The organism is Aporhodopirellula sallentina SM41, assembly GCF_000346505.1.
Lineage (GTDB): Bacteria > Planctomycetota > Planctomycetia > Pirellulales > Pirellulaceae > Rhodopirellula > Rhodopirellula sallentina.
Map to the genome: position 1 here is coordinate 25,230 of NZ_ANOH01000118.1, position 7,712 is coordinate 32,941.

Sequence of the window (7,712 nt, forward strand, 5' to 3'; positions counted from 1 at the left end):
ATGGGGGATCGGGGACAAAATGCTCGAAGGCATGCAGGCGGAAGGGCCGTGGCCGTTCCATGACGAGAAGGATTAACCGAATTCAGCCGGAAACCTCGCACTTCCCCTATCATGACGGCAGGATGTGCGGGTGACGAGGGGCGGGTATGATGGCGACGTGAATATTGACGAGAACCATCACGGATCGATGGCGGACGGCCCCCCGAATGCATCCACGTTGGATCCGCGATGGGAAACCGCCGAGAAAATCCTGCGGGATCGATTCGGCCATGAAGGGCTGCTGCCGGCCCAACGGAAAGTCATCGAGCGGGTGCTTCGCGGCGACAACGTCCTCGCCGTCCTGCCGACTGGGCACGGCAAGAGCCTCTGCTACCAACTGCCCAGCCAACTGCTGCCGGGGCTGACCGTGGTCGTGTCGCCGTTGGTGTCATTGATGAGAGACCAGTGCGAGTCGCTCGCCAAGAAATCCATCCCCGCGGTCCGGATCGACCAATCGGTCTCGCACGAGGAGTTTCGCGGCGACTGGCAAGCGGTCCGATCGGGCAACGCCAAGTTGCTGTATCTCGCCCCGGAGCGATTCTTCAACGAGCGATTCGCTGCGCAGCTCGGCGACGTTCCCATCTCGCTGCTCGCGATCGACGAAGCCCACTGCATGAGCCAATGGGGGCACCATTTTCGTCCTGACTATTTGCGGCTGCCTGAACTCGTGGACCGCTTTCGAATCGGGCAAACCTTGGCCCTGACCGCTACCGCCACGCCCGCGGTCGTCAAAGATATCCGAGGTGCGTTCGCGATCGAATCGAAGAACACCGTCCGCATGTCGACGCACCGGGCGAACCTGAGGCTGCATTGCACGCCGACTCCATCCGATCGACGTGACGAGGTTTTGATCGATCGACTCGAGGGGCTGCCGCGCAAGCCCGCCGGTCGTCCCAATGCTCGACCGTCACGCGGCAAACAGCGGACATCGACGCTGATCTATGTCACCCGCCGGAGCACGGCCGAACAACTCGCCGAGACACTTCGCGACGCCGGCTTCGCACCGCTGGTCTATCACGCCGGGTTGTCCGCCGACGAGCGAGAAACCGTACAGCGAGAATTCATCGACTCCGACAGAGCGTTGCTGATCGGCACGATCGCATTCGGCATGGGCGTCGACAAACCGGACATCCGGCGAGTGATCCACTACAACCCGTCGCAATCCATGGAAGCCTACAGCCAAGAAATCGGCCGCGGCGGACGTGACGGAAAACCCGCCGAGTGCGAAACTCTGCTGGTCGCTGACGACCAAACGGCGCTCAAAAATCTCGCCGCCGGGGACCTGCCCAGCGACGCGGCACTGGCTCGGCTGATCGAGCGATTGATCGGCCAGCCCCAGCGGTTTCATCTCGCCCTCGGCAAACTCGCCTGGGAAGTCAACCTGTCGACGCCCGCCGTCGCCACGATGATGATCCGGCTGCAATCGCTTGGCTACGTTCGATGCCTGCCGATGCGATACGACACCTATCGGATCACGCCGACGTTCACCAACGAACGAATCATCGACGAAAGCCTCGCCGCCCACCGCGCGGCCACTCGGGCCATCCTGGCGTCGCTGGCCAAGGGTCGTCGGGGTTTTCGTGTGAACCTGATCGTGGCCTGTGAACAGCACGGTATCGGCCGAGATCAACTCCTCGCGGCGATCGAACAGAACGCGATCGCGGGATTGTGGAACGTCGACAGCACCGATTCGATGCACGGCTACGAATGGATCAAACCGATCAAACGTCCAAAATCCGTACTGCAAACGTTGCGACGACACGCCTACGAGCAATTCGAGCAGAATGTCAGCCGGGTCAACCAACTGATGCAATTTTTTGAGTGCGAGCGGTGTCTACCCATCCAATTGGCCGAACATTTTGGACATCGGCGGTCTCGTTCATGTGGCCGGTGCACGGTTTGTCTCGGGGGCGGCCCGTTTTCCGAAGGGAGCGTTCGCGGTGAATCGATCGGCAACTCCGCCTTGGGGGTGCTCGAAACCGCGATTCGACAATATCCTGACCTCTTTTCAGACCCTGTGGATCAAGCCAAATTCCTGTGCGGACTGAGCACGCCGTATTTTCGGCGTCACCGACTCTCTCGTGACCCAGGGTACGGTGTCTGCGAGGACGTCCCGTTTCAAACGGTGCTGGCCGCATTAAGCCAATAAAATTCAGACCATTTCGAAAGTTAAACACAACGATGATCACCATTGTCGACTACCAAATGGGAAACCTGCGGAGCGTTCAGAAAGCAGTCGAGCGATCCGGCGTGGAGGCGGTCATTACCAGCGACGCGTCGGAAATCGCGTCGGCCGAAAAATTGATCCTCCCGGGAGTGGGCGCGTTCGGAGATGCGATTTCGGAAATCCGCAACCGAGACCTGGAATCACCCATCAAGGACTACCTCGCCGCCGACAAACCGTTCCTGGGCATCTGCCTCGGTTTGCAAATGCTCTTCGAACAAGGTTTCGAGCACGGAACTCACGAAGGCCTCGGCGTCATCGAGGGTGACGTGACGAAGTTCTCGTTGCCGTTGGAGTACAAGGTGCCACACATGGGTTGGAATACCGTCGACATCGGACCGGCGGGTGAAGACCTCGGAATTGCACCCCAAACACACTTCTATTTCGTACACTCCTACTATGTCCGCCCGACGGACCCGAGCGTTGTCGCGTTGACGTGCGACTACGGGGGTTCGTTCTGTGCCGCGGTCCGACGCGGCAACCTTTTCGCGACTCAGTTCCACCCCGAGAAAAGTCAGCAAGCCGGATTGCAACTCGTCGAGCGGTTTGCCCGCGGAACGTTGATGCCCAATACCCTTTCGAACTCATAAGCCCCAACGTCCCGTGACCTCTGCATCTGAATCTTCGCGTTCCGCCACAACATCAATTCCTGTCCCTCATCGGCTAGCCCCTGATGCGGTCGGCCCTCGCGTCGAGTTCACGTGGCAGGGTGACCGGTACGCTCACGTGATTTCCGGTAGTGACGACGAGGCAGCATCGCGTTGGTGCAGTCACGAAGGAAGTCCCAACGAAGATTGGCCGTCCTCGGCGGCGATCCAACAACTATCCACCGAGGCCATCGAGGGTCGAGAAACGATTCTCGGAGTCGGCTGTTGCGGGACGACTCACTTCAGCGTCAGCGTTCAACACGAAAAACTCGATGACGACTCGCTGGCACTCCGGTTCGATTGGGCAGCTCGGCTCTCCAAACCACTCCAGTCGAGCAAAGTTGATCCCGAAGGCGACAACCCAACGGATGCGTTCCTGGGCAGCACGTATCAACCGAGACGCGATGACTCAACGTCCGCTAGTGACCTAAGAACGTTGGAATTCGAATCCCTCGGCGACGCGATGTTGGACAAACCCCCGTCCAATGACACGACACAAATCCGCCCCGGTCAGATCACCGGATCCCGAACGATTGTGTGGTCATACCGGGTTAGGTTGTATCCGCCAATCGACTGACGATTTGAATTATTAATGCAAACCGATTGGCGCCCCTTTTCCGGGACAAGATGCCCGTATGCCGAGCAAAACGAAGTTCCCGCGTCTCACGCTACCAACTACAAACCCATGAGCCGAAGTGCGTGAGCACTCGGGTGTTGGGCAGGTTGGTTTCGCGTGCTCTTTCGACGTTTCCACCCGAGGCCCTACGGCCATTCGGCTCACGGGTGCGTGCCGAATCTCGTTACCAATCCAAACTCGCTAGCGACTCCAACGTAGGCCGGACCAAGCGAAGCGAAGTTCCGGCATTCACCACCGCCGGTTAGGCGATGCCCACACTAAGGATCGATCGCGTTGAAATATCTTCGGGCCGCGTCATGGAACGCCAGCCCCTGCCATTCGGCCGCCCGTCCCTTGGGAATCAGACCGACGAGAGTCGGCTCACGATAAAGCGCTTCCAGAGCCGCAACGACGAGTGCGTCGGAGGCATCCCGCCGGCACACTAAAAATGCGGTTGTCCCCAATGTCTCGATCAGCGAAGACTCTTCCGTCACGCCGGACGTCTCAGGCGTCGGGTAGTCCGTTCGCTCCAACGTCATCGGCCGCAGCGTCGGATGCTGCAGCGCGATCGAAACACTGCCGGTCAACGAGATCAGTTCCCAACTGCCTCGTGCCAGCAGACCTCGCACCAACTCGCTGCCGGGGCCGATGCAAATGATGGCGACCGATGGCAGCCCGTCATCTTCCTGATAAGTGACCGATGCGTCGTTGAGCGTTGGCCACTGCGTCACGACACGAGGGCAGGTGGCTTCGTCTAACTTCAGTGAATCCAAAATCAGCTCGGCTGCCCTTCGCGATCCGCTTCCCTCCGGGCCGACCGCAATCGGTTCTCCGACGAGATCCGCGATTGACTGCACCGGACCTCCTCGCCGGACCAAGACATGCACCGCTTCGTAAAACAACGGAGCCACCACCGCGAGCTGGTCTCCGCCGATCGCCGACGCCTGCATCGGTCCGAGTTGAACCTCGCCGGAGAGCAAACGCGTGCGGTTGTCCATCGTCCCCGACGTTGGCACCACTTCACACACCGCTCCCGTCGATTCGCCGATCGCATCCGCCAAATGCTGCGACGCGGTTGTGTACAACCCTCCGACGAGCCCACCCGCCAATCGAACCTGTTGCGGCATCGCGGCGATACGATGCCGATGCCACCAATTCCCGAGCAGGAACATCAGCGGCAAAACGATGGCCAACGCCACCAAACTCGTCTGCAACCTCCGTTGCCCCAAAGGAGCGTCGGTCGAAGGATGCCCGGTTAACGCGGCAACGACGGGAACCTGCCGGACCCACTGAACGAGTTTGCCGAACCGACCCTTGGACCGGGCCGCGATGGAATGTCCTGCGAGATAGCTATCGAGATCGTCGGCGAGTTTACCGGCGCTGGCATACCGCTGCTCCGGTTGTTTTTCCAAACACTTTTCAACAATTGCTTCGAGGTCCGCATCCACATGTGGGCATATCGAACGCAGCGGCGGTGCGGGATGATGGGCGACCCGCATCAGTGTTTGCATGATGTTGTCGCCGACCAACGGTGGTCGTCCGGCGATCGCCGCAAAGAGAATCCCGCCGAGCGAATAAATGTCGCTTTGGTGGGTCGCACCGTCACTGTTGCCCACCGCTTGCTCGGGCGCCATGTAATGCGGCGTGCCGACGGCCGCGCCGCTGCCGGTCAGACTGCTGTCCGCGTCGACATGTTTGGCCAGACCAAAATCGGTCACGTGGATCTGGCCGTTCTGGCCGATCATCACGTTGCCCGGTTTAAGATCACGGTGCAACACACCTCGGCTGTGTGCGTGTTCGATCGCCCGGGCCACATCGCGAACAATCTCAGCAGCCCGTCGCGGTGGCAACGGTCCTTTCTTCAAAACACGTTGCAGGTCTTTCCCCTCGATGTACTGCATCGAAAAGAAGTGGTGACCGGCCCGGCGTCCGAACTGGTGCACGGCCACAATGTTCGGGTGACGCAGACGAGCGGCGGCTTTGGCTTCGGTGTAAAACCGTCGCACTTCCTCTTTGCCGGCCAACATCCCGCTGCGGATCATTTTCACGGCAACCAACCGATCCAAGTCGCGCTGTTTGGCGAGATAAACGACCCCCATCCCGCCAACGCCGAGCACCTTCAGCAGCGTGTAATCTTCCATCTCGAATGGCAACGACGGACCATCTTGTCCACGCGGTCGGTTCGCGACGGGCAAGGTGGCGTGCGGATCGAGCCCTGAAAAGTCTCCGGTCGTTTCCCCCGGTCCGAGCTCGTCCATACCGAGCGTTTCGCCATCCACCTTTCCACGCGAAATTTTGATCTCGTGCGGCCAGTTGGCTTGGATCGGAGGCACGTTGTCGATCGATGCGAAATCGAGATAACTGCTCGCAGTCTCCCCACCGTTGTCGGTGGACTTATCGCCTGCCGACTCGTTCTCAGCCGATTTGCTGCCGGCTGCGTTTGGCTTTCGCTCGCCTTGTTCTCGCTCGCTTTGTTTTTTCTTCGCCTTGCTCTCTCTCGCCGTGTTTGCGTTCGCCGAATTCCGGCTCGTCTGGATCTTGCTTCGCCGCATTCGCCGCACCGAGTTGATCGCCGGTGTGCGTGTACTGGCCGATCAGATCCGCCGCATCCATGAGTTCACGAAGCTGCGCGGAGAGATGCGGGAACCGGCTGAGGAATTCCTCTCGTGAATCAATCTCACCGCTGTCACACGCCTTCAGGTACAACGCGAACGCTTCGTCGACCTGCGACTCCTCATCGTTCAACGGCGGCACCACATCGTCGGACGGTCGATCGGTCATGTCGCCCACCATGGACTGCTATCGGTGTCGAGCAGCGTACGCATTTTTTTTAATCCACGTTTGAGCAACCCGGCGACCGCGGTTTCGCTCTTGCCCATCCGCTCGACAATTTCCTTCAACGGCAATCCTTCCATGTAACGCAGTCGAATCGCCTCGGCTTGGTTTTCGGGCAGTTGATGCAGCGCCTCCATCATCGCAACGACGGCTTCCTCTCGAACGGCCACACCGCTGGGACTGGTGATGCCACCGGGAAGCTGAGCGATCCAATTTTCGCGAGACCCGGATTCGCCGTTCGCCGCCGCGTGGACCTCTTTCTTGGTACTGCGTTTCTGCGTCATCACGTGATGCGAAAGCGCTGACGCGACGTTGTTCTTCAACATCCCGCGCAGCCATCCGGCAAACTCCGCCGGGGTTTCGCCGCGAAAGGCGCCGAGGTCGCGTTTGGCTTCCAGGAACGTGACCTGCACGATATCCGCCGGGTCAATGCGTCGTCGCAACTGATCGGACAGATACCGATGAGATAGCATCAGCAGATACCCACGATACCGTGACAAGAGCATGCCCAGTGCTTCGTTGTTTCCCCCCTTGGACGCGACCACTAAGGCGGTCGTTGAAGAGGCATCCACAAACGAATCCACGTCTGACGGCTCGCGAGTATCACGGTTCACTGAAAGTGGCTCAACGATGGGTTACGTGGAATCAAAAGGGCATTTGTCGATCATGATCGACTCACTCGGCAGGCGGTGATTCCTCGTCGGAAGGCGTCTCCGCTTCCGCAGGTGCCCCGCCTGATCTCTTGTTTGCTTCGATAAGAGCCGTTTCGAGATCGTTCACAATCTTTGGGTTGATGTGCTTGGACAGCAACTCACGTGTCACGCTGAACATCTCATCCACCTTCCGTTGCTGGTTCGCGTTTCGACCGATCGCCTTGAGGAACAGAGTTTGTTTCTTCCCCATGTCATTGGCGATTTTTTCGTTGGACGGTTCGTTACGCAACATCTCGAGCAACTCGTCGGCTTCTTTCAGTTTACCTTCCTTGATCCGCATACTGATACGTGCTTTGAACAATTCTCGCACGGCGACCAAATCAATGATGGCATTTTGAACACCACGGATATACGCTTCCGCCTGCAAACGCATATCGTCCCCGGCGAGGTCAGCAACGGTCACCTCGTGATGCCCGGGCACCATCGGCAATCGAGCCAGCACGGCGCCACCGTTTTTGACATACAGCAGCCGCAGCGGCCGATCGATTTTACCGACCGTCAATCGCCCGTTCCAATCGGTTCGCCCGACAAACGTCATGCTCTTGCTGTCGAGTTCCTTGTCGTAGATCTCATAACCGATCAGCGGTTGATCCGGTCTCCCCTTCGCGTGCAGTCTCAGCATCGTGTCGTTGCGTTGA

At 59.2% G+C, this 7,712-nt stretch carries 6 protein-coding genes and 1 pseudogene; 3 read left to right on the plus strand and 4 right to left on the minus strand.

Features of this window, described 5'->3' with window-relative positions; translation table 11 throughout:
- The first annotated feature begins 157 nt into the window (after window positions 1-157).
- From RSSM_RS07575 to RSSM_RS31565, 3 genes are read left to right on the plus strand one after another with little or no spacing between them, the layout of a single operon-like run.
- On the plus strand, window positions 158-2,188 hold the full coding sequence (locus RSSM_RS07575) for a RecQ family ATP-dependent DNA helicase (protein ID WP_008676269.1): 2,031 nt from the start codon (window positions 158-160) through the stop codon (window positions 2,186-2,188).
- A 32-nt stretch (window positions 2,189-2,220) separates the two neighbouring features.
- Window positions 2,221-2,853: an imidazole glycerol phosphate synthase subunit HisH gene (gene hisH / locus RSSM_RS07580; protein ID WP_008676271.1), complete on the plus strand. Its 633-nt coding sequence runs from the start codon at window positions 2,221-2,223 to the stop codon at window positions 2,851-2,853.
- A 13-nt stretch (window positions 2,854-2,866) separates the two neighbouring features.
- Window positions 2,867-3,487, plus strand: coding sequence for a hypothetical protein (locus RSSM_RS31565; RefSeq protein WP_052336015.1), 621 nt, complete (start codon window positions 2,867-2,869; stop codon window positions 3,485-3,487).
- A gap of 317 nt (window positions 3,488-3,804) precedes the next feature.
- Here RSSM_RS31565 and RSSM_RS07590 read toward each other — a convergent pair whose 3' ends face one another.
- The 4 genes and pseudogenes from RSSM_RS07590 to RSSM_RS07605 form a co-directional block, all read right to left on the minus strand.
- Entirely contained in the window at window positions 3,805-5,859 is a 2,055-nt protein-coding gene (locus RSSM_RS07590; RefSeq protein WP_008676277.1) for a serine/threonine-protein kinase, read from the minus strand.
- Window positions 5,860-5,941: 82 nt separating this feature from the next.
- Entirely contained in the window at window positions 5,942-6,307 is a 366-nt protein-coding gene (locus RSSM_RS35430) for a hypothetical protein (RefSeq protein ID WP_008676278.1), read from the minus strand.
- Entirely contained in the window at window positions 6,304-6,975 is a 672-nt protein-coding gene (locus RSSM_RS07600; RefSeq protein ID WP_052336016.1) for a sigma-70 family RNA polymerase sigma factor, read from the minus strand. Before RSSM_RS07600 ends, RSSM_RS35430 begins: the two co-directional genes overlap by 4 nt.
- A 61-nt stretch (window positions 6,976-7,036) precedes the next feature.
- Window positions 7,037-7,712, minus strand: a pseudogene (locus RSSM_RS07605) (hypothetical protein); the annotation flags it as partial.

Coding starts and splice junctions, on each gene's coding strand:
- hisH (WP_008676271.1), top strand. CDS start 2,221: ATGATCACCATTGTCGACTACCAAATGGGAAACCTGCGGAGCGTTCAG.
- RSSM_RS35430 (WP_008676278.1), bottom strand. CDS start 6,307: ATGACCGATCGACCGTCCGACGATGTGGTGCCGCCGTTGAACGATGAG.